Consider the following 23054-nt stretch of genomic DNA (forward strand, 5'->3'; position numbering starts at 1 on the left):
CGATGCCCGTCACGTCCGTCGTGCGGAAGTAGAACTGCGGACGGTAGTTGGTGAAGAACGGCGTATGACGACCGCCTTCTTCCTTCGTCAGGATGTAGGCTTCGGCCTTGAACTTCTTGTGCGGCTTGACGGAGCCGGGCTTGCACAGGATCTGCCCGCGCTCCACGCCGTCACGGTTCACGCCGCGCAGAAGCGCGCCGATGTTGTCGCCAGCCTGGCCCTGGTCGAGCAGCTTGCGGAACATTTCAACGCCGGTGCAGGTCGTCTTGGTGGTCGGACGGATGCCGACGATCTCGATTTCCTCGCCAACCTTGACGATGCCACGCTCGACGCGGCCGGTGACAACCGTACCACGGCCCGAGATCGAGAACACGTCTTCGATCGGCATCAGGAAGGGCTGGTCGATCGGGCGTTCCGGGGTCGGGATGTAGGCGTCGACCTGAGCCATCAGCTCGCGGATCGCGTCTTCACCGATGGTCTTGTCCGAATCTTCCAGAGCGGCCAGAGCCGAACCCTTGACGATCGGAATGTCGTCGCCGGGGAAGTCGTAGGACGACAGCAGCTCGCGCACTTCCAGCTCGACGAGCTCGAGAAGCTCGGCGTCGTCAACCTGGTCGACCTTGTTCAGGAACACGACGATGGCGGGAACGCCGACCTGACGGGCGAGCAGGATGTGCTCGCGGGTCTGCGGCATCGGGCCGTCGGCAGCCGAGCATACCAGGATCGCGCCGTCCATCTGGGCGGCACCGGTGATCATGTTCTTGACGTAGTCGGCGTGGCCGGGGCAGTCGACGTGGGCATAGTGACGGTTCGGCGTCTCATATTCGACGTGGGCCGTCGAAATGGTGATGCCGCGCGCCTTTTCTTCCGGAGCGGCGTCGATCTGGTCATACGCCTTGAACTCGCCGAAATACTTCGTGATCGCCGCCGTCAGCGACGTCTTGCCATGGTCAACGTGGCCGATCGTGCCGATGTTCACGTGCGGCTTGTTGCGTTCAAACTTGCTCTTTGCCATTTCCGGCTCTCCAATTCTGGCCCCTTAAGGGGGAAATTCTTCAGCTTCGGCGTCGGGTCGCTCCGGTCACTTCTGACCGGAGTACTTCGCCTGGATTTCGGTGGCGACGTTGCTCGGCACCGGCGCATAATGATCGAAGACCATCGAGTACTGGGCACGGCCCTGCGACATGGAGCGCAGGTTGTCCACATACTTGAACATGTTGGCGAGCGGAACATTGGCGCTGATCACCACAGCGACGCCGCGGCTTTCCTGGCCCTGGATCTGGCCACGACGCGAGTTCAGATCGCCGATCACGTCACCGACGTAATCTTCCGGCGTCACGACTTCAACCTTCATCATCGGCTCGAGCAGCTGTGCACCGGCCTTCTTGGCGGCTTCACGGAAGCAGGCACGCGAAGCGATTTCGAAGGCCAGGACCGAGGAGTCGACGTCGTGGAAGGCGCCGTCGATGAGCGTCGCCTTGACGCCCAGCATCGGGAAGCCGGCCAGAGGGCCAGACGACAGAACGCTTTCGATGCCCTTCTGAACGCCGGGGATGTATTCCTTCGGCACGGAGCCACCGACGATCTTGGATTCGAACTTGAAGTCGTCGCCATCAGGGTTAGGTTCGAAGACGAGTTTGACGCGCGCGAACTGACCGGTACCGCCGGACTGCTTCTTGTGCGTGTAGTCTTCTTCGTGCTTCTTCGTGATGGTTTCACGATAGGCAACCTGCGGAGCGCCGACATTCGCCTCGACCTTGAACTCGCGACGCATACGGTCGACGATGATGTCGAGGTGAAGTTCGCCCATGCCGGCGATGATGGTCTGACCGGATTCCTGGTCGGTCTTGACGCGGAAGGACGGGTCTTCGGCCGCCAGACGATTGAGCGCAAGGCCCATCTTTTCCTGGTCGCCCTTGGACTTCGGCTCGATCGCGATCTGAATGACCGGCTCGGGGAATTCCATGCGCTCAAGGATAACCGGCTTCAGCGGATCGCAGAGCGTATCGCCCGTCGTGGTTTCCTTCAGGCCCGCCAGAGCAACGATGTCGCCTGCGAAGGCTTCTTCGATGTCTTCACGCGAGTTGGAATGCATCTGCAGCATGCGGCCGACGCGTTCACGCTTTTCCTTGACCGTGTTCATGACCGACGCGCCCTTTTCGAGCTTGCCGGAATAGATACGGGCAAAGGTCAGCGAACCGACGAAGGGGTCGTTCATGATCTTGAAGGCCAGCATGGACAGCGGCTCGCTGTCGTCGGCATGGCGTTCGATCTCGGCTTCCGTCTTGGCATCGATGCCCTTGATCGCCGGAATGTCGAGCGGCGACGGCAGGTAGTCGACAACGGCGTCGAGCAGCGGCTGAACACCCTTGTTCTTGAAGGCGGTGCCGCAGAACATCGGGTGGAACTTGACGTCGATCGTGCCGCGGCGAACCAGGGCGCGGATCTTGTCGTTGTCCGGCATGTCGCCGTTCAGATAGGCTTCCATCGCTTCTTCGTCGATCTCGACAACCGTCTCGATGAGCTTTTCGCGATATTCTTCGGCGCGCTCCTTGAGATCCTCGGGGATCTCGACGATGTCCCACTGGGCGCCGAGCGATTCGTCACGCCAGACCAGAGCATTCATCTCGATCAGGTCGACGACGCCCTTGAACTCGGTTTCCGCGCCGATCGGCAGCTGCATGACGACAGCCGTTGCGCCGAGACGGGTCTTGATCATCTCGACGGAGCGGTAGAAGTCCGCACCGGTCTTGTCCATCTTGTTGCAGAAGATCATCCGCGGGACATTGTACTTCTCAGCCTGGCGCCAGACGGTTTCGGTCTGGGGCTCAACGCCGGCATTGGCGTCGAGAAGCGCAATGGCACCGTCGAGAACGCGCAGCGAACGCTCGACTTCGATGGTGAAGTCGACGTGGCCGGGGGTGTCGATGATGTTGAAGCGGCGCATCTTGCCGTCACGACCCTTCCAGAAGGTCGTGGTCGCAGCGGAGGTGATGGTGATACCACGCTCCTGCTCCTGCTCCATCCAGTCCATGGTGGCCGCGCCATCATGCACTTCGCCGATCTTGTGCGACTTGCCGGTGTAATACAGGATCCGCTCGGTCGTCGTCGTCTTGCCGGCGTCGATATGCGCCATGATGCCGAAGTTGCGGTAGTCTTCGATTTTATATTCGCGAGCCATGGTGGACTGCCTTTTAAAAAGTTCGACGGTTACCAGCGGTAATGCGAGAAGGCGCGGTTGGCGTCTGCCATCTTGTGGGTGTCTTCACGCTTCTTGACCGCAGAGCCGCGATTGTTGGCGGCATCCATGAGTTCGCCGCAGAGGCGATCGATCATGGTCGTTTCATTGCGCTTGCGGGCAGCGGCGATCAGCCAACGGATGGCGAGAGCCTGACGGCGCTCCGGACGCACATCGACCGGAACCTGGTAGGTGGCACCGCCGACGCGACGCGAACGGACTTCGACGTGCGGCGCGATGTTGTCGAGCGCCGAATGGAAGACCGCGACCGGCTCCTGCTTCAGCTTGGACTGAACGGCATCGAAAGCACCGTAAACGATGTTTTCAGCAACGGACTTCTTGCCGTGCAGCATGATGGCGTTCATGAACTTGGTGACAACGAGATCGCCGAACTTCGGGTCCGGATTGATCTCACGCTTTTCGGCACTGTGGCGGCGGGACATATGTGTCGTCTCTCAACTTTAGCTTTGCTTGACCAGCGAAATGGCGCCGGTTGACATATTACTTCGGACGCTTCGCACCATACTTGGAGCGGCGCTGCTTGCGGTTCTTGACACCCTGGGTGTCGAGCACGCCGCGGATGATGTGGTAGCGAACACCGGGAAGGTCCTTCACGCGGCCGCCACGGATCATGACGACGGAGTGTTCCTGAAGGTTGTGACCTTCACCGGGGATGTAACCGATGACTTCGAAGCCATTGGTCAGACGGATCTTGGCAACCTTACGCAGAGCCGAGTTCGGCTTCTTCGGGGTCGTCGTGTAGACGCGGGTGCAGACGCCGCGCTTCTGCGGGTTCTGCTGCAGCGCCGGAACCTTGTTGCGCTTGACCTGTGCCTGACGCGGCTTGCGGATCAGCTGGTTTACGGTAGGCATGTAACCATCCCTTGCAATTCTGTATCAATACCCTCACGGGCGGGTCGATGCCGTCTCCGGCGATAACGACGCTTTTTTCGAATGCGCAAAATGAGGGCCTATCCGCTTGTCGGCGGATGGCCCCACGAAAAGCAGAGGACGCCCTAGGGCATCATGCGTGCAACATTGCAGTCTCAGCGTGCGGTTCGAGCCTTGTTTGAGGCGAACTCCGGAGCATGGCGCTCCGAAACAGCCGGCCTCACATGGGCTCCGATGGGGCGGGGTTTACTGTTTTCCACCCCTTTCGTCAAGGGTCCGAGCGCGGGAAATGGGCTGATTTCCCGCCCCAAACCCGGCAAATCCGGCCTTTGACGGGCGGTATCGCCTTGTTCTTCCCTAGGCCCATGCCTCCCCTGCCTCACACCCATGCCGAGTCGCGCGCGGCGTGATGCAGCCTGTGAGAATCGCCATGCGCGCCTCCGATACGAAGCAAACAGCGCGAGCGACCTGGAACGTGCGATTGCAAAGAGTCCTGCTTTTCTGTAGCGCACAGACACAGCACGAGCCCCTGTTTTCCCCGGCTGGCTCGCTCCTGAAGGATCACGCCGAGAGGCTCGATCCTCCAAGATTTTGTTTTTGCACCGAACCCGCCAGAAAACCGATTCCCACTTTTCAGTCCGATGCACTAGGTTTAGGGAACGAACCGAACCGCAGTCGGCTTCGCCTGCCCACTTTCTCGAAAGGCTTGGAGGCCTGTCATGAGCGTCACCCCCGACAATGACAACAAATTCGATGGCCCGATGGTCTTCATCATCATCGGCAAGGCCTATGAGGAGGCTGGCAGCGAGGGCGCGGATATCCATGTGGTGCTGCGCGCGCCCGATGATGACAGCGCCGTGCGTGAGGCGCTGAACGCCCTAGCGGAAGAGGGCTTCATCGAGGCGGATCTCGACCAGATCGGCATTCTCGAAGCGCCGCCGGAAGAAGAACCGCATGCCTCTGCCTATAAGGGCGCACTGACGGGCGAAGTGGCGATTATCCGCTTCGGATAAGCCTGCCTCCCAGCGCAGTATGTTTTGAGCGACGTAAAACGGCTCCCACTTTCCCCATAGACTTGCCTCCCGCCGCCAATCTGCACGGCGGGAGTTTTCTTTGCGCTTTCGTCTCCGAACGGAGTGTCTCACGCCAGGATGAAGTCATCCTGCACGAGCGCAATCTTGCCTTTGAGCAGGAATTGCAGCTCCGCCTGACCGTCGCCGTCCGTGTCGGCGCTGACGATGGTGTTGCCATCGGTATTATAGCTATAGGCGAGCTTCGCGCTGCCGGCGCTTAAACTCCCTTCGCCGACGAATTCCAGCGAGACCCCGAGCGCGCTGAGATCGATATGGTCGGCCTCAGCTTGGCTGAAATCCTTGATGATGTCGCGCTTGTTCGTGCCGGCCGATGAGTCCGCCGCCGAAAGAAAGACGAAGGTGTCGGACCCCTCCCCGCCGATCAGCACCTGCTCGCCGGCGCCTGCCGTGATGCGGTCGTCACCACCGCGGCCATTGACGAGGCCATCATCGGCCCCCATCACGAGATCATCCGAGAACCTGGTGCCTTGGATGTTCTCGATGCTGACGGTGGTTTCGGTATTGCCGTAGCCGTCATCGACGATCTGGCCCGAGCTCAACCGCATGTCGACGCGGGCGCCATGATCTTGAGCGTCGTTGCTTTCACCATTCAGGTTAACGGTGTCCCAGCCGGCGCCGCCTTTGTAGCTGTCAACGCCCGCCAAGCCGCGAAAACTGTTGTCCTTCGCATCGCCCGTGAAACTGTCACCGAATCGTGTACCGGTGATGGACTCGATGTTCTTGACCGTCTCGACCGTGCCGAAGCCGTCGGTCACCTTGCCTTTGTCGAGGTTTGCAACAATGGCTTTCGTGCCGCCGAAGCGCTCATCGCGCGAATAGCGCAGCGTGTCGTAGCCTGCGCCACCATCGATGACGTCGGCGCCCTTCAGGCCGGCGAAGCCCTCATCGGCCTTGCTGCCCGTCATCGTGTCCTTGGCGTTGGTCCCGCGAAATTCCTCGAAGTTGGCGATCTTGTCCGTGCCACCCCAAGGGTTCTTCACCGTCCCAGTCGCCGCGTTGAGCGTGATGCCCGTCTTCAGCGCCTTGTTGCCATAGGTCGAGGGGTCATAGCTCAGGATGTCCCAATCAGCGCCGCCGTCCAGCTTATTGTTGCCGGCGGAACCTTCGATGAAGTCTTCGCCGCCCATCCCGAAGACCGTGTCATTGCCTGGATTGAGACCGAGGATCTCATCATCGCCATTCGTCCCCTTGATCGTATCGTGGCCGGCGAAAAGCGCTTCAGCCAGCTGCTCGACACTGTCATGCTTCGCATAGGCGGCGTAGAGGTCCTTTGCCTTGAACGTGCCGCCGGTCACCTGAAGAAGGGTTGCGCCATCCGCGTTGACGAAACTGACCCCGGTCACGGTTCCGCTCTTCACCGCGCCATTCTTCAGCACCAGCGCCTTGCCGCTGACAACGATCTGTGCGCCATCAAGGCCACTGTAGATGAGACGCGTCGCCGATGCACTGATCGCCGCAACATCGGAGCCATAAATTTGGTCCAGAGCGAATATGTCGAAACCCGCCCCATATTGGATCTTTGCCATGCACATTTCCCCCTTGTTCACGCCGATTGGGTAAGGCGTCTCGCACCGTACTAGAACAGGAAAAAGGGCGCCGCATCCCCCGCTTGGGGTAGATCCCGCACATCTGCTTTTGATGCGGGCAGAAGGGCTGCCTTGTTGAGCATACGCGTATGCGTCAACTGGCCGCTGAAACTGGTGCCCGGCCAGTCACGCCACGTTCACGGCTCAGTCACCCGTGCCTCTTGGCCCGGCCCCCAAAAGGCGAGTTCTCAAGCCAAAAATCCAGCCTTTTCAGGCAAGAGTTTCGCCCCTCAAACGACAAAAGCCGCCCGGATCGCTCCGGGCGGCTTTTTAATGCGGTGGCAGCTTTCGCTTATTCAGCGGCAGGAGCCTGCTCGTTGGAAAGATCCTGCAGCATCGGGTTGGCACTTTCGGCGCCCGTGCCCTTGCGACGTGCTTCGAGAATCATCTCGTCGCGCGCCGTGGCGATGCGGCGGATCTGCGTCATGGTGCCGCCGGTACCGGCCGGGATCAGGCGTCCGACGATAACGTTTTCCTTCAGGCCCTGCAGACCGTCGGTCTTGCCGGCGATCGCAGCTTCCGTCAGCACCTTCGTGGTCTCCTGGAAGGAGGCCGCGGAGATGAAGGACGGCGTCTGCAGCGAGGCCTTGGTGATGCCGAGCAGGACGGGGTCGCCGGAGGCCGGCTTCTTGCCCTGTTCGATCAGCGCATCATTAACGTTGTCCAGCTCGATCCGGTCGATGTTGTCGCCGACGATATAGGTCGAGTCACCGGCGTCGGTGATTTCCACCTTCTGCAGCATCTGGCGAACGATCACCTCGATGTGCTTGTCGTTGATGACAACGCCCTGCAGGCGGTAGACTTCCTGGATCTCGTTGACGAGGTAGGAGGCCAGAGCCTCTACGCCCTTGATCGCCAGGATGTCATGCGGCGCCGGGTTACCGTCGAGGATGTAGTCACCCTTTTCGATATAATCGCCGTCCTGAAGGTGGAAGGGCTTGCCCTTCGGGATCAGGTATTCGACCGGGTCAACGCCGTCTTCCGCCGGCTCGATGATCACGCGCCGCTTGTTCTTGTAATCGCGGCCGAAACGGATCGTGCCATCGATCTCGGCGATGATGGCGTGATCCTTCGGACGACGCGCTTCGAACAGTTCCGCAACGCGCGGCAGACCGCCGGTGATGTCCTTGGTCTTGGCGCTTTCCAGCGGCGAGCGGGCCAGAACGTCAGCCTGGCTGACCTTCTGCTTCGGCTCGACCGAGAGAATGGCATCGACCGAGAGCAGGAAGCGGGCTTCCCCGCCGCGCGCGAGCTTGGCGACGTTGCCGTTCTTGTCCTTGATCACGATCGCCGGACGCAGGTCCGAGCCACGCGGGGTCGAGCGCCAGTCGATAACCTGGCGCTTGGTGATACCAGTGGCTTCGTCGGTGGCTTCCAGAACGGAGATGCCATCGATGATGTCCTCGAACTCCACCGTGCCTTCGACTTCGGTCATCATCGGGCGGGTGTAGGGGTCCCATTCCGCCAGACGCTGGCCACGCTTGACCTTGTCACCATCGTCCACGAACAGCTTCGAGCCATAGGCGACGCGCTGCGAGGACCGTTCCACGCCGCGTTCGTCCAGGATCTGTACCGCCATGTTGCGGCCCATCGCCACCAGAACGCCGTCTGCATTGCGCAGCAAATTGCGGTTCTTGATCTGGATGGTGCCTTCGTACGATGCTTCCAGGAACGACTGGTCGACCACGTTGGCCGTGCCGCCCAGGTGGAAGGTGCGCATGGTCAGCTGCGTGCCCGGCTCGCCGATCGACTGCGCGGCAATGACGCCGACAGCTTCGCCGATGTTGACGGGCGTACCGCGTGCCAGGTCGCGACCGTAGCAGACCGAGCAGACGCCGGTCTGCACTTCGCAGGTCAGGGCCGAGCGGATGCGGATCGACTGGATGCCGGCCTTCTCGATCTCGATGACATCAGGCTCAAGGATCATCTTGCCAGCGTCGACGAGGCGCTCACCCGTGACCGGATGATCGATATCGTCGAGCGCCGTGCGGCCGAGGATACGCGCGCCGAGCGAGGCGACGACCTGACCGGCATCGACGATGGCGGTCATGGTCAGGCCGGTCTCGGTGCCGCAATCGACCATGTTGACGATGCAGTCCTGGGCGACGTCGACCAGACGACGCGTCAGGTAGCCCGAGTTCGCGGTCTTCAGCGCCGTATCCGCGAGGCCCTTACGAGCGCCATGGGTCGAGTTGAAGTACTCGTTAACCGTGAGGCCTTCCTTGAAGTTCGAGATGATCGGCGTCTCGATGATTTCGCCCGAGGGCTTGGCCATCAGGCCGCGCATGCCGCCCAGCTGACGCATCTGGTTCGGCGAACCGCGGGCACCCGAGTGGGACATCATGTAGATCGCATTCATCGGCTTCTGGCGGCCGGTCGAGGGGTCGAACTCGATGGCCTTGATGCGGGCCATCATGTCTTCGGCGACCTTTTCGGTGGCCTTGCCCCAGGCGTCGACGACCTTGTTGTACTTTTCGCCCTGGGTGATCAGGCCGTCATTGTACTGCTGCTCGTATTCCTTCACCAGCGACTCGGTGTCGCCGACGATCTTCGCCTTGGTGTCCGGAATGACCATGTCGTCCTTGCCGAACGAGATGCCGGCGCGGCAGGCATGGGCGAAGCCGAGCTGCATGATCCGGTCGCAGAAGATGACCGTGTCCTTCTGGCCGCAATGACGGTAGACCGTGTCGATCATCTTGGAGATGTTCTTCTTGGTCAGTTCCTGGTTGCAGACGTCGAACGGCACCTTGTGGTTCTTCGGCAGCAATTCGCCGATCAGCATCCGGCCCGGAGTCGTTTCATAGATCTTCGAGACGGGGTTGCCGTTCTCGTCGACCGTCTTAAAGCGACCGCGGATCTTGGAGTGCAGGGTAACGACCTTGTTCTCCAGCGCATGATGCAGCTCGCCGATATCGGAGAAGGCCATGCCTTCGCCCGGCTCGTTCTGGTTCATGATCGAGAGATAGTAGAGCCCCAGAACCATGTCCTGCGAGGGAACGATGATCGGTGCGCCGTTGGCCGGGTGCAGGATGTTGTTGGTCGACATCATCAGCACGCGGGCTTCGAGCTGGGCTTCCAGCGACAGCGGCACGTGCACAGCCATCTGGTCGCCGTCGAAGTCGGCGTTGAAGGCGGTGCAGACGAGCGGATGCAGCTGGATGGCCTTGCCTTCGACTAGCGTCGGTTCGAAGGCCTGGATACCCAAGCGGTGCAGCGTCGGCGCGCGGTTCAAAAGAACCGGATGCTCGCGGATGACCTCGTCCAAGATATCCCAGACTTCAGGCTTTTCCTTCTCGACCAGCTTCTTGGCCTGCTTGACGGTCGAGGAATAACCCTTGGCGTCAAGGCGAGCATAGATGAAGGGCTTGAACAGCTCGAGCGCCATCTTCTTCGGTAGGCCGCACTGGTGCAGCTTCAGTTCCGGACCGGTCACGATGACCGAACGGCCGGAATAGTCGACGCGCTTGCCGAGCAGGTTCTGGCGGAAACGGCCCTGCTTGCCCTTCAGCATGTCGGACAGCGACTTCAGCGGACGCTTGTTCGCACCCGTGATGACGCGGCCGCGGCGGCCGTTATCGAACAGCGCATCGACAGATTCCTGCAGCATGCGCTTTTCGTTACGGATGATGATGCCGGGCGCACGCAGTTCGATCAGCCGCTTCAGGCGGTTGTTACGGTTGATGACGCGGCGATAGAGATCGTTCAGGTCGGAGGTCGCGAAGCGGCCGCCATCCAGCGGCACCAGCGGACGCAGGTCGGGCGGAATCACAGGAACGACCTTCATGATCATCCATTCCGGACGGTTGCCGGATTCGATGAAGTTCTCGACGATCTTCAGCCGCTTCATCAGCTTCTTCTGCTTCAGATCGGACGTGGTCTCGGCCATGTCCGTGCGCAGATCGCCGGCGATGCGCTCAAGATCCATCGAAGCGAGCATTTCATAGATCGCTTCGGCACCGATCATGGCGGTAAACTGATCTTCGCCGAACTCGTCGACGGCGATCATGTATTCTTCTTCGGACAGAAGCTGGTTGGCCTTCAGCGAGGTCAGGCCCGGCTCGGTGACGATATAGTTCTCGAAATAGAGAACGCGCTCGATGTCCTTCAGCGTCATGTCGAGCAGCGTGGAGATGCGCGACGGCAGCGACTTCAGGAACCAGATATGGGCAACGGGCGCAGCCAGTTCGATATGGCCCATGCGCTCACGGCGAACGCGCGACAGCGTGACTTCCACGCCGCACTTTTCGCAGATGATGCCCTTGTACTTCATGCGCTTGTACTTGCCGCACAGGCACTCGTAGTCCTTGATCGGACCGAAGATGCGCGCGCAGAACAAGCCGTCACGCTCCGGCTTGAACGTGCGGTAGTTGATGGTTTCCGGCTTTTTGATCTCACCATAAGACCAGGAAAGGATCTTTTCCGGAGACGCGATCGAGATTCGGATCGAATCGAACGTCTGCGCAGGCGTCTGCGGGTTGAAAAGATTCATGACCTCTTGGTTCATGCCTGTCTCCTTAGTGGGCAATGCTGCCCTTGAAGCTTTGGCGCCTGTTCGCGGCGAGCTTTGAAAAGCCCGGATGCGATGGCGCCCGAAACGGGAATGACCGCGCCCTTGAAGGCGCGGCCGGCACCGGACCGCCCGTCGACTTGACGCCGCAGGCGAACCGGAAACAGGCGGACCAGGCAAGACATGCCGGCCGCCTGCGCCAGAGGTTTATTCGGCCGCGTCGGGCAACGGCGTGGCAGGCGCCGCGTTTTCATCGACGCGGGAGTTCTCAAGTTCCACCGACAGGCCGAGCGAGCGCATTTCCTTGACGAGAACGTTGAAGCTCTCGGGGATGCCCGCTTCGAAGGTGTCGTCGCCACGCACGATGGCCTCGTAGACCTTCGTACGGCCGGCCACGTCGTCCGACTTCACCGTCAGCATTTCCTGCAGGGTATAGGCGGCGCCATAGGCTTCGAGCGCCCAGACTTCCATTTCCCCGAAGCGCTGACCGCCGAACTGCGCCTTGCCGCCCAGCGGCTGCTGGGTGACCAGCGAGTAAGGACCGATCGAACGGGCATGGATCTTGTCGTCGACCAGGTGGTTGAGCTTCAGCATGTAGATGTAGCCAACCGTGACCTGGCGGTCGAACTGCTCGCCCGTGCGCCCGTCATAGAGCGTGGACTGGCCGCTGATCTTCAGGCCTGCCTGTTCCAACATGATGTTGACGTCGGCTTCCACCGCACCGTCGAAGACCGGCGTGGCGATCGACACGCCGCGGCGGGTCTGCTCGGCCAGGCGGACGATCGACGGATCGTCATATTCCTGGATCCGCTCGCCCTTCGGGCCGGTGCCGAGAACGCTGTCGATCGTCGAGCGCAGCGGCTGGATATCGCCATTATCCCTGTAGGCATCGAGCATCGCGCCGATCTTCTTGCCCATGCCGGCGCAAGCCCAGCCGAGATGGGTTTCGAGGATCTGCCCGACATTCATGCGCGACGGCACGCCAAGCGGGTTCAGAACGACGTCCACATGCGTGCCGTCTTCGAGGAACGGCATATCCTCGACCGGAACAATGCGCGAGACCACGCCCTTGTTGCCATGACGGCCGGCCATCTTGTCGCCCGGCTGGATCTTGCGCTTCACGGCGACGAAGACCTTGACCATCTTCATGACGCCAGGAGGCATTTCATCGCCGCGCTGGACCTTTTCGACCTTGTCCATGAAACGCTGTTCAAGCCGCGACTTGGACTCGTCATACTGGCCGCGAAGCGCTTCGATCTCGCCCTGTGCCTTCTCGTCCTCGATCGCGAACATCCACCACTGCGAGCGGGGATATTCGGACACGACGGCGTTCGACAGCTCGGTGCCCTTCTTGAAGCCCTTCGGACCTGCCACGGCCACATGGCCGCGCAGCATGTCGATCAGGCGCGCATAGACGTTGCGGTCGAGGATCGCCTGTTCGTCGTCGCGGTCCTTGGCCAGGCGCTCGATTTCCTCGCGCTCGATCGCCATGGCGCGCTCGTCCTTTTCCACCCCGTGGCGGTTGAAGACGCGCACTTCGACGATCGTGCCGAAGGTGCCGGGCGGCATGCGCATGGAGGTATCGCGCACATCCGATGCCTTTTCCCCGAAGATGGCGCGCAGAAGCTTTTCTTCCGGCGTCATCGGGCTTTCGCCCTTCGGCGTGATCTTGCCGACCAGGATATCGCCGGGCTGCACTTCCGCGCCGATATAGACGATGCCGGCTTCGTCGAGGTTCTTCAGCGCTTCTTCCGAAACGTTCGGAATGTCGCGGGTGATTTCCTCAGGGCCGAGCTTCGTGTCGCGCGCCATCACTTCGAATTCCTCGATGTGGATGGAGGTGAACACGTCGTCGGACACGATCCGCTCGGACAGCAGGATCGAGTCTTCGTAGTTGTAGCCGTTCCAGGGCATGAAGGCGACGAGCGCGTTGCGGCCGAGCGCCAGATCGCCGAGATCCGTGGACGGGCCGTCGGCAATGATGTCGCCCTTGTTCAGGATGTCACCGACATTGACCAGCGGACGCTGGTTGACGCAGGTGTTCTGGTTCGAGCGCTGGAACTTCTGCAGCCGGTAGATGTCGACGCCCGACTTGCCGGGATCGAGATCTTCGGTCGCGCGGATAACGATACGCGTCGCATCCACCTGGTCGACGATACCGCCGCGGCGGGCGGCAATCGCGGCACCGGAGTCACGGGCGACCACCGGCTCCATGCCGGTGCCGACGAACGGCGCTTCGGCACGCAGAAGCGGCACGGCCTGACGCTGCATGTTCGAGCCCATAAGCGCCCGGTTGGCGTCGTCGTTTTCCAGGAACGGGATGAGCGCCGCCGCCACCGAAACGAGCTGCTTCGGCGACACGTCCATCAGGTTGATCTGGTCGCGCGGCGCCAGCATGACTTCGCCCGAATGACGGCAGACGACGAATTCTTCCGAGAAGGAATTATCCGCTTCGAGCACCGAATTCGCCTGGGCGACGTGGTACTTTGCCTCTTCCATGGCCGAGAGGTAGACCACCTCGTTGGTCACCTTGCCGTCCACGATCTTGCGGTACGGGCTTTCGATAAAGCCGTACTTGTTGACGCGGGCAAAGGTTGCAAGCGAGTTGATCAGGCCGATGTTCGGGCCTTCAGGCGTTTCGATCGGGCAAATACGGCCGTAATGGGTCGGGTGAACGTCGCGGACTTCGAAGCCCGCGCGCTCGCGCGTCAGACCACCCGGGCCAAGTGCCGAAAGACGGCGCTTGTGGGTAATTTCAGAGAGCGGGTTCACTTGGTCCATGAACTGCGACAGCTGCGAGGAACCGAAGAACTCGCGCACGGCGGCGGCCGCCGGCTTGGCGTTGATCAGGTCCTGCGGCATGACCGTATCGATTTCGATCGAGGACATGCGCTCCTTGATGGCGCGCTCCATGCGCAGGAGGCCCAGGCGATACTGGTTCTCCATGAGCTCGCCGACCGAACGAACACGGCGATTGCCGAGGTTGTCGATGTCGTCGATCTCACCCTTGCCGTCGCGCAGTTCGACCAGCATCTTCACCACGGCCAGGATATCGTCCTTGCGCAGCACGCGCACGGTGTCCGGGCAGTCGAGGTCGAGGCGCATGTTCATCTTGACGCGGCCGACGGCCGAGAGATCGTAACGCTCGGCATCGAAGAACAGCGACTGGAACATGGCTTCGGCTGAATCCATGGTCGGCGGCTCGCCGGGGCGCATGACGCGATAGATGTCGAACAGAGCATCCTGACGGTTCTCGTTCTTGTCCACGGCCAGTGTGTTGCGGATATAGGCACCGACATTGATATGGTCGATGTCGAGAATCGGCAGCTCTTCGAAGCCGGCCTGCAGGATCACGCCGAGGGCCTTCTCGTCGATCTCGTCGCCAGCTTCCAGGAAGATTTCGCCCGTGCGCATGTCGACGAGGTCTTCGGCGAGATAGTTGCCGTAGAGATCTTCGTCGGTAGCCTTGATTGCCTTGAGGCCCTTTTCCGTCAGCTGGCGCAGCAGGCGCGGCGTCAGCTTCTTGCCGCCTTCGACAACGACTTCGCCCGTGTCGGCGTCGATCATGTCAGTGATGGCCTTCTGGCCCTTCAGGGCCTGCGGCTGGAACGGAATCCGCCAGCCCTTGCCGTCGCGCTGATAGAGCGACTTCGTATAGAAGGTCGAGAGGATTTCCTCACCGTCCATGCCAAGCGCCATCAGCAGCGAGCTGACCGGGATCTTGCGGCGACGGTCGATGCGCGCATGGACGATGTCCTTGGCGTCGAACTCGATATCCAGCCAGGAACCGCGATAGGGGATGACGCGGGCGGCAAACAGAAGCTTGCCCGAGGAATGGCTCTTGCCCTTGTCATGGTCGAAGAACACGCCTGGCGAACGGTGCATCTGCGAAACGATGACGCGCTCAGTGCCGTTGACGATGAACGTACCGTTATTCGTCATGAGCGGCATGTCGCCCATGTAGACGTTCTGTTCCTTGATGTCCTTGATCGACTTTGCGCCGGTATCCTCGTCGATATCGAACACGATCAGGCGCAGCGTCACCTTCAGCGGCGCAGCATAGGTCAGGTCGCGCTGACGGCACTCGTCGACGTCGAACTTCGGCGGCTCGAATTCATAGGACACGAATTCCAGCATGGACGCGCCGGAAAAGTCCTGGATCGGAAATACGGACTTGAAAACGGACTGAAGCCCCTCGTCGGGCCGGCCGCCCTGGGGCTCGTCCACCATCAGGAACTGGTCGTAGGATGCCTTCTGAACCTCGATGAGGTTTGGCATCTCCGCGACTTCTGGAATTTTTCCGAAAAACTTGCGTACGCGCCTACGACCATTAAACGAAAGGGTCTGAGCCATCGTCGCTCCTTCAAATTTTTGCATCCGGGCCTGCAACGGATGGGGACCGATGGCCAGTCGGCCCCATCTGGATGGGTATCAATCTCGTCCTTGTGCATGCGGGCCGGCCGGATCGCCGGGCGGCATGCAGGAAGGACCATCCTCTTGAGAACCCATTACCCAAAAGCCGTTTTGACGGGCTTTTGGGTAATACGTTCTGAAAACGGTCAAAGAGAGGCAGCCCCCGCAAGAGGGCTGCCTCTCTTCAAAATGTCAAAGCACGATTACTTGACGTCAACCTTGGCGCCAGCGTCTTCGAGCTTCTTCTTGAGGTCAGCAGCTTCGCCCTTGGAAACAGCTTCCTTGACGGCCTTCGGAGCGCCTTCGACGAGGTCCTTGGCTTCCTTGAGGCCGAGGCCGGTGATAGCGCGGACTTCCTTGATGACGTTGATCTTGTTCGCGCCGGCATCCACGAGGATGACGTCGAACTCGGTCTTTTCTTCTTCGACCGGAGCAGCGGCAGCGCCACCGCCAGCAGCGGCAACAGCAACCGGAGCAGCGGCGGAAACGCCCCACTTTTCTTCGAGCAGCTTGGACAGCTCAGCGGCTTCCAGGACGGTCAGCGAGGAGAGGTCTTCTACGATCTTGGCGAGATCAGCCATTTTGGTATTCCCTTGATTCAGTTCGAACTGGTTTATTTTGAACAGCGAAAAACCGCCTTATGCGGCTTCGTCCTTCTTGGCATAGGCCGAGAACACGCGGGCGAGCTGAGCAGCAGGCGCCTGAACGACACCAGCAATGCGCGTGGCAGGCGTCTGGATCATGCCCAGCAGCTTTGCACGCAGCTCGTCGAGCGAAGGCAGGGTCGCAAGCGACTTAACACCTTCTGCGTCGAGCGCGGTCGCGCCCATGGAGCCACCGAGAACGACGATCTTGTCGTTGCCCTTGGCGAAATCCATGACGACCTTGGGAGCCGTGATCGGATCAGTGCTGTAAGCAATCAGCGTCTGACCCTTGAAGAGATCGGTGATCCCCTCCGACTCCGTACCCTGAAGGGCAATCTTGGCCAGGCGGTTCTTCGCGACTTTGACGGTACCGCCAGCAGCACGCATCTTCGAACGAAAGTCGTTCATCTGCGCAACTGTGACACCGGCATAGCGGGCCACGACAACCGAACCGGAAGCCTTGAAGACTTCGTTCAGCTCCGTGACGAATTCGCGTTTTTCCGCTCTTTCCACTGCCTATCTCCAGTTGACGGTCCGCAATCCTGCAAGACCGCCGGGTTTGCCTTTGCCGCGCGGGACCGAAAAACGATCCCGAGCGACGCTCGAGGATCCTGTCCCTTGCAGAACTCCTAAGAGTTCCGAAAGGCAAGCCGAGGTTCGAACCGACAGTTGCCGCGTCCTCCTGCAAGCAAGGGAAGCGGGATATTCCGGGTCTCACCCGTCTCATGCAGGCAAAGTGATTAAGGTATAACCACCTGCAATCTCGGACAGGATGTCCAGGCTCCGAGGAGCCTGGATCTCCAGCCCCGAAGGGCCGGAATTCTGCACTCCGCCGGCCATAGCCAGCGGCAGAGGTCTTTAGGCGACCGTCAGCGTGGCCGGGTCGATCTTGACGCCCGGGCCCATGGTCGAGGAAATCGCCACGCGCTTGACATAGTTGCCCTTGGCGCCAGCCGGCTTGGCCTTGACGACCGCATCGGCAAACGCACGAATGTTTTCTTCCAGCTTCGCAGCTTCGAAGGAGGCCTTGCCGATGCCGGCATGGATGATCCCGGCCTTTTCGACGCGGAACTCCACAGCGCCGCCCTTGGATGCCTTGACGGCGCCCGTGACGTCCATGGTGACCGTGCCGACCTTCGGGTTCGGCATCATGCCGCGCGGGCCGAGCACCTTGCCGAGACGGCCGACGAGCGGCATCATGTCCGGCGTGGCGATGCAGCGATCGAAGTCGATCTTGCCGCCCTGGACGATTTCGACCAGATCTTCGGCGCCGACGATGTCTGCACCGGCCGCCTTGGCTTCATCAGCCTTGACGCCGCGTGCGAAGACGGCAACGCGAACGTCGCGGCCAGTGCCGTTCGGCAGGTTGACGACGCCGCGGACCATCTGGTCGGCATGACGCGGATCGACGCCGAGGTTCATGGCGATTTCGACGGTTTCGTCGAACTTTGCGGTTGCCCGCTCCTTGACCATGGAGATCGCATCGCCGAGCGCGACGAGCTTGGTCGGATCAACGCCTTCGCGGATCTTCTGAATACGCTTTGCAAGCTTTGCCATGTTACGCCACCACATCCAGGCCCATGGCGCGGGCGGAGCCCTCGATCATGGACATTGCGCCTTCGATATCGGCAGCGTTCAGGTCCTTCATCTTGGCTTCGGCGATCGTGCGGATCTGAGCCTGGGTCAGGGTGCCTGCCTTGGCGCCCTTGCCGGGCGTCTTGGAACCGGACGAAATCTTCGCTTCCTTCTTCAGCCAGTAGCTGACCGGAGGCTGCTTCATCGCGAAGGTGAAGGACTTGTCCTGGTAATAGGTGATGACGACCGGGATCGGCATACCCTTTTCCATTTCCTGCGTGGCGGCATTGAACGCCTTGCAGAATTCCATGATGTTAATGCCACGCTGACCAAGCGCCGGGCCGATCGGCGGGGACGGATTGGCCGACCCTGCCTTGACCTGAAGCTTGAGCTGGCCTGCAACTTTCTTAGCCATATCTCTCTGCCTGTTTGCGTCCGGCGTCTCTGCCGATCATCGGATCGGCGCCGGACGAGTTCGGCCGGTTTCCCGGCCTTCACATGCCGCCTTCACATCAGCGAAAGGCGGCGGCTGCGGTTGCGTGGTGCGGACCACCCTGCCCGGCCTTGACTGGCGGAGCGTCCTTCCACGCGGGGTTCGGGAAGCCGTTGCGGCTGCCCTGCCGGCCAACCCTTGAGGCCAGCCGGAATCTCGTCAGACCTTCTCGACCTGGGCGAATTCCAGATCGACAGGCGTTGCACGGCCGAAGATCGAGACCTCGACCTTGAGGCGCGCCCGCTCTTCGTCCACATCCTGCACCACGCCATTGAACGAGGCGAAGGGACCGTCGGAAACGCGCACCTGCTCGCCGATCTCAAACGAGATCGAGGGCTTCGGCCGCTCGACACCATCCTGGACCTGGCCCAAAATGCGATCGGCTTCATAATCCGGAATCGGAACCGGCTTATTGTCGGATCCGAGGAAGCCCGTCACCTTCGGCGTGTTCTTGATCAGGTGGTAGGCGTCATCCGTCAGGTTCGCCCGCACCAGCACATAGCCGGGGAAGAACTTGCGCTCGGAATCGACCTTGCGGCCACGACGAACTTCAACGACCTTCTCGGTCGGCACCAGGATCTTTTCGAAGAGATGGCTCAGCCCCTTCTGGCGCGCCTTCTCCTCGATCGATTCAGCAACCTTCTTTTCGAAATTCGAATAGGCGTGAACAATATACCAACGGGCAGCCATGGTCATTCCACCTATCAATTAGACGCGAGCTTTGAGCACAAGGCCGATCGCCCAGCCCATCAGCTGGTCGGCGCCAAAGAAAAAGGCAGCCGCAACGATCACCATGACAAAGACCATCAGGGTCGAAATCATCGTCTCGCGACGAGAGGGCCACGTCACCTTGGCGGTTTCGGCGCGCACCTGCCGCAGGAACGTAAGTGGAGTGGTCTTCGATGCCATTGAATGCTCACGACACAACGGCGCGTAAAGCTCGGTCCAGCTCGACGCGCCGCATTGTTTAACCCTACATAAAGATCTTGATACGCTTCCGCAAGCGGAAGAGCAGACCTTTGGCACATCTGGCCCGGAAAGGCTAGCCCTCCGAAACCTTGACGCCACCTGCGCAGCGCCACATCGCGTCTCTTATGCGATTCCTTCCGCCATTGCCGCCGCAAATCGTGCGCTGATCGAATGGCAGGGGCAGAGGGGCTCGAACCCCCGACCTGCGGTTTTGGAGACCGCCGCTCTACCAACTGAGCTATACCCCTAAAGAAGTGGGCTCCGTTTAAAGCGAATTTTTCACCTTGGCAAGCGGCGAAGCGGGAAATTTTTGTGGGTGACGCCAAGCCTGCTTCTGCCACTATCTGCTTTCGCATGAGCGCAGTGTCGACGCTCTTTCCGCGCCGGAAAAGTTCGCTTCTGATTTACGACAAGTCACGCTAAGACAAAGGCAGGCAACGTCTTTCTTGGAAGGCGTTGGATTGTCCATGAGCGCAGTGGCCATGACCGCTGCACAGGCGGCGCAGGCGCATCGGCGCTCCATATAGCCGCAGTTGATCAAGAGAGACGGGTTTCATGACCATGCCGCTGCCAGAGATGCTGCGCGCCTATGATGCTGTAGCGCTGATCGCCAATAGCGAGAGCGTGGTAATCGACGAGATCGTCGCCGCCCTGCCGGCGCGCACGCTCTATGTCTTCTTCACCGGCTGCGCCAAGGTTTTGAACGGCCCCTTTCCCCATGACGCGATTCTCTGCCATCGGCTGGTTGCCGGAGGCACGCGGTTCCTGAAATCGCAGAAGCACTTCGATCGCGCTCACAGCTTCTTTCCGCAGGGGCTGAAGGCCGAAGTCGGGCTGCTGGCAGAAAGAGGCGCGGCGTCGGATGCCGTTACCCGCCAGGCGCCGCGTGCGAGCGCATTGGTGGCGGAGACAATCGATTTCGATCACGTATTTGCCGGCTTTTATCCCGAGGGACGGATGCCGACAACAGGCTTTGCTCTCGCACTCTGGCTGATCGAAGCCATGCCACAGGCACGCATCTATCTCTGTGGCTTCACGGGCGTCGCGGGCGCGCAGTTCAATATGTATGTGGAGCATGACTGGACCTTCGAACAGACGCTCCTGAGCCTCTTCGAGCAATCCGGGCGGCTGAGCCGCCTCGGCCAAGGCGCCGGGCTTTCGACCGACTCCTTTGCCCGTATCCATAGCCGCTTTCCTGAGTTCGGCGAGGGAAAGATCGCGCTGGCTGCTGCGCAGTCGCTTGCCAACCGGTTCACCGGCATGGAGCGGCAGATGGCCAAGCTCTGGGCGATGACGAAGATGCGCCGCAACATTCGCGCCTTCTTCAAACGCATCTTCAAATAGGATGCGCCTTGCGCATGAAAAAACGGCGCGCCCGAGAGCACGCCGCCATGACGATCAGCGCGGATCGCCGTTTACGCGCGTTGCGTCACCGCCAGCACACGGTCACGCGCCGCGAACCATTCCTCGGCATAATCATCGTCCTTATAATCATCGAAATAAGGGCCGCCATCGGTGAAATGGACGAGGTCGGCTGCTTCGTTGTACTCATATTCGTTGACGAGCCAGTTCCAGGTCTTCGGCAGTTCGCCGATCAGCTCTTCGCTCTCCAACCATTTGAATTGGTGCAGTTCGAGCCCCGTGGCCGTGTTGACATAATCAGGCGTCAGCGTGCGGCACTTGGCATTGTTGAAGAGGATGGCGCTCGACCAGTTCTTCTTCTCGTATTTGGTCTGCGTCTGGCCGAGGAACTTCGTTTCGACCTTCGGCACATAGTCATGCTTGACGCACATGGCGGCGTATTTGTCGTCGCGCAGGGCCCAGAGCTTGGCGATATCGCTGCGCATCAGCATATCACAGTCGGCAAACAGGCTCCATCCCTCGAAGTTGCTGAGATAGGGCGTCAGGAAGCGCGAGAACGAAAACTCGGTCGATTGAAGCTGGTTGCGCTCACGCGTGAAAATGCCGGCCACGGTGTCGAGTGCGATCGGGCAGAACAGGACCGGGATCGAGCTCTTCTCCAGAATGCTCTGGCAGAAGGTATGATAGGCCACGACTTCCTTGCTGTCGAAGCCCACGAAAATCCGCGCGATGTCAGTCATATGTTCTCCAGTTCCTCATTGTAAGACGCGGCTCGCGCACATGCGCGGCGCGGCCTGAAGTCACGGCGGGCCTGCAACACGCCGCTTTCCGCCTCATTGAGCGGCACGCAAGGCGGAAATGTGAGCATCTCAACCCGACGCTCCGCCGCACCCAGGGACACGCGTTCGATGCAGGACAAGCATTCTTGTAAGCGCCAATTCACATAGGCCGAGTCAAAAATGAAAGCAATCGCTGGCCAAGGTCGCCACGTGTGCCCCAGTCTTTGTCATGACCTGTGTCCAGCATCGCGGCCTGTCACCAGTGAAAGGCCATGTTCGCAGAAAAGTTGGCGTGCGGGCTGTCTTGTAGGTCGACGACTTCGGCCCCAAGGCGGAGCTTGCCTAGCTTCTGCTCCAGACCCAAAGCCTGACTCGCATCGAATCTTTGGGCATCAAGCCGGCTGCGGGCAATCACGGCCGTTCCAAGGCCCACGGCGCTTAGCCGTGCAGTCTGGTCGAGTAGAGGCGCCTGACATTGGCCCGCATAAACGTTGCAGTCGAAAGACAGGACACGCTCAAGCTTGAGATCGACGCGTTCGGAGACGATCATCGTTCGGCTGCGCGTAAGGTCGGCATGGCCGACGCCATCCCGTGCTTCGACTCGAACAGACGCGCGCCGGGCGTCGCCACTGCCGCTTCGCCCGGAGATGACGCCCCAGACGGCCACCGGTGGCTCATCGGTGATGATCCGGCCGGAGCGGCTGGCAGAGACGGCCAGATCCGTTCCGGCGCTTGCCTGGCCGCCCTCGCCCAGCCGGACGCCAACGCGCAGCTTAAAGGCTCGCTCAGCCGTTTTTTCCGGAGACCAGATCAGCCGACCGCGATCCTCGGCAAGCGAAGCTGTCGGCAGAGCCAGCAAGAGATAGGGGACGGCGCGCGCTGTCCCACGCGAAAAAACAGCGGCAAGCCGGCTGCGGCGTTTGAAGATCATGTCTGGCGTCCCCGTCTTGCTCGGCGCCCTCCCCGCGCCCGCTGCCGCGTTCCTCCCTGATTACGCGACACCGTGTTTTCATGCACACGCCGAACCCCGTTCGACCTGGAGAAAGGATACCGAAAGACGCAGCTTTTCCGACCCAGAAAATGCCGAATCGTCCTCACAAAGCCGTGTTGGGTTTGTCTGCGACGAGGACATTGAAGCTGGGCAGAAACGCAAAAAGCCCCGCATCGCTGCGGGGCTCTGAGTCGGGCTCGCGAGATCAAGACAGCAACAACGGCGCCATCTGCATCTTGTGACCTGCACTTAGGCAAGGCCTGCGGCCTTGCCCGTGTCGATTACTCGACGATCGAAGCGACGATGCCGGCGCCGACGGTGCGGCCGCCTTCGCGGATCGCGAAGCGCAGCTTTTCTTCCATCGCGATCGGAACGATCAGCTCGACGTCAACGGTGACGTTGTCGCCCGGCATCACCATTTCCGTGCCTTCCGGAAGCGTGACGATGCCCGTCACGTCCGTCGTGCGGAAGTAGAACTGCGGACGGTAGTTGGTGAAGAACGGCGTATGACG

The 23054-nt window shown here is 60.7% G+C and carries 18 protein-coding genes and 1 tRNA gene; 2 read left to right on the forward strand and 17 right to left on the reverse strand.

The features are described from left to right. The 4 genes from tuf to rpsL form a co-directional block, all read right to left on the reverse strand. Nucleotides 1-1015, reverse strand: a 1015-nt coding sequence (gene tuf, locus BMX61_RS23365; RefSeq protein ID WP_092743057.1) for an elongation factor Tu, incomplete at its 3' end; no start/stop codon positions are given. A gap of 66 nt (nucleotides 1016-1081) precedes the next feature. Beyond that, nucleotides 1082-3181: an elongation factor G gene (fusA, locus tag BMX61_RS23370; RefSeq protein WP_075628828.1), complete on the reverse strand. Its 2100-nt coding sequence runs from the start codon at nucleotides 3179-3181 to the stop codon at nucleotides 1082-1084. A 29-nt stretch (nucleotides 3182-3210) separates the two neighbouring features. Continuing rightward, a complete protein-coding gene (rpsG, locus tag BMX61_RS23375; RefSeq protein ID WP_075628829.1) occupies nucleotides 3211-3681 on the reverse strand; it encodes a 30S ribosomal protein S7 in 471 nt (156 codons plus the stop codon). 58 nt (nucleotides 3682-3739) lie between these two features. Beyond that, the gene (rpsL, locus tag BMX61_RS23380; protein WP_075628830.1) at nucleotides 3740-4111 is read right to left on the reverse strand and encodes a 30S ribosomal protein S12; all 372 of its coding nucleotides are present in this window, start codon (nucleotides 4109-4111) and stop codon (nucleotides 3740-3742) included. Nucleotides 4112-4848: 737 nt separating this feature from the next. Here rpsL and BMX61_RS23385 point away from each other — a divergent pair. Continuing rightward, nucleotides 4849-5142, forward strand: coding sequence for a transcriptional regulator (locus BMX61_RS23385; protein ID WP_075628831.1), 294 nt, complete (start codon nucleotides 4849-4851; stop codon nucleotides 5140-5142). A gap of 128 nt (nucleotides 5143-5270) precedes the next feature. On the opposite strand, the gene BMX61_RS23390 is transcribed toward BMX61_RS23385, so the two are convergent. The 10 genes from BMX61_RS23390 to BMX61_RS23435 all read right to left on the reverse strand — a co-directional run bounded on the left by BMX61_RS23390 (nucleotide 5271) and on the right by BMX61_RS23435 (nucleotide 19658). Continuing rightward, nucleotides 5271-6749: a type I secretion C-terminal target domain-containing protein gene (locus BMX61_RS23390; RefSeq protein ID WP_075628832.1), complete on the reverse strand. Its 1479-nt coding sequence runs from the start codon at nucleotides 6747-6749 to the stop codon at nucleotides 5271-5273. Between the two features lie 352 nt (nucleotides 6750-7101). After that, nucleotides 7102-11313: a DNA-directed RNA polymerase subunit beta' gene (gene rpoC, locus BMX61_RS23395; protein WP_075628833.1), complete on the reverse strand. Its 4212-nt coding sequence runs from the start codon at nucleotides 11311-11313 to the stop codon at nucleotides 7102-7104. 210 nt (nucleotides 11314-11523) lie between these two features. Next, complete coding sequence (gene rpoB, locus BMX61_RS23400) at nucleotides 11524-15669, reverse strand: DNA-directed RNA polymerase subunit beta (RefSeq protein ID WP_075628834.1); 4146 nt, start codon at nucleotides 15667-15669, stop codon at nucleotides 11524-11526. A gap of 263 nt (nucleotides 15670-15932) precedes the next feature. Beyond that, nucleotides 15933-16310, reverse strand: coding sequence for a 50S ribosomal protein L7/L12 (rplL, locus tag BMX61_RS23405; RefSeq protein WP_075628835.1), 378 nt, complete (start codon nucleotides 16308-16310; stop codon nucleotides 15933-15935). 57 nt (nucleotides 16311-16367) lie between these two features. After that, nucleotides 16368-16886, reverse strand: coding sequence for a 50S ribosomal protein L10 (rplJ, locus tag BMX61_RS23410; RefSeq protein WP_075628836.1), 519 nt, complete (start codon nucleotides 16884-16886; stop codon nucleotides 16368-16370). 345 nt (nucleotides 16887-17231) lie between these two features. Next, the gene (gene rplA, locus BMX61_RS23415) at nucleotides 17232-17930 is read right to left on the reverse strand and encodes a 50S ribosomal protein L1 (protein WP_075628837.1); all 699 of its coding nucleotides are present in this window, start codon (nucleotides 17928-17930) and stop codon (nucleotides 17232-17234) included. A gap of 1 nt (nucleotide 17931) precedes the next feature. Further along, complete coding sequence (gene rplK, locus BMX61_RS23420) at nucleotides 17932-18363, reverse strand: 50S ribosomal protein L11 (protein WP_075628838.1); 432 nt, start codon at nucleotides 18361-18363, stop codon at nucleotides 17932-17934. Nucleotides 18364-18600: 237 nt separating this feature from the next. Continuing rightward, the gene (gene nusG / locus BMX61_RS23425) at nucleotides 18601-19131 is read right to left on the reverse strand and encodes a transcription termination/antitermination protein NusG (protein ID WP_075629178.1); all 531 of its coding nucleotides are present in this window, start codon (nucleotides 19129-19131) and stop codon (nucleotides 18601-18603) included. A gap of 18 nt (nucleotides 19132-19149) precedes the next feature. Further along, nucleotides 19150-19350 carry a preprotein translocase subunit SecE gene (secE, locus tag BMX61_RS23430; protein ID WP_075628839.1) on the reverse strand — a complete coding sequence of 67 codons (201 nt, stop codon included), beginning with the start codon at nucleotides 19348-19350 and terminating at the stop codon, nucleotides 19150-19152. A 232-nt stretch (nucleotides 19351-19582) separates the two neighbouring features. Further along, a tRNA-Trp gene (locus tag BMX61_RS23435) sits at nucleotides 19583-19658 on the reverse strand. A gap of 307 nt (nucleotides 19659-19965) precedes the next feature. On the opposite strand from BMX61_RS23435, the gene BMX61_RS23440 reads away from it, so the two are divergent. Further along, nucleotides 19966-20754 (forward strand): hypothetical protein, encoded by a 789-nt coding sequence (locus BMX61_RS23440; RefSeq protein ID WP_075628840.1) that lies wholly within the window; start codon nucleotides 19966-19968, stop codon nucleotides 20752-20754. Between the two features lie 71 nt (nucleotides 20755-20825). On the opposite strand, the gene BMX61_RS23445 is transcribed toward BMX61_RS23440, so the two are convergent. The 3 genes from BMX61_RS23445 to BMX61_RS23455 all read right to left on the reverse strand — a co-directional run. Next, nucleotides 20826-21512 carry a glycosyltransferase family protein gene (locus tag BMX61_RS23445; protein WP_075628841.1) on the reverse strand — a complete coding sequence of 229 codons (687 nt, stop codon included), beginning with the start codon at nucleotides 21510-21512 and terminating at the stop codon, nucleotides 20826-20828. Nucleotides 21513-21807: 295 nt separating this feature from the next. Further along, nucleotides 21808-22482 carry a hypothetical protein gene (locus BMX61_RS23450; RefSeq protein WP_075628842.1) on the reverse strand — a complete coding sequence of 225 codons (675 nt, stop codon included), beginning with the start codon at nucleotides 22480-22482 and terminating at the stop codon, nucleotides 21808-21810. Between the two features lie 341 nt (nucleotides 22483-22823). After that, a partial coding sequence (locus tag BMX61_RS23455) for an EF-Tu C-terminal domain-related protein (protein ID WP_456119713.1) occupies nucleotides 22824-23054 on the reverse strand: 231 nt, incomplete at its 5' end.

The organism is Xaviernesmea oryzae (assembly GCF_900109605.1).
Classification (GTDB): domain Bacteria; phylum Pseudomonadota; class Alphaproteobacteria; order Rhizobiales; family Rhizobiaceae; genus Xaviernesmea; species Xaviernesmea oryzae.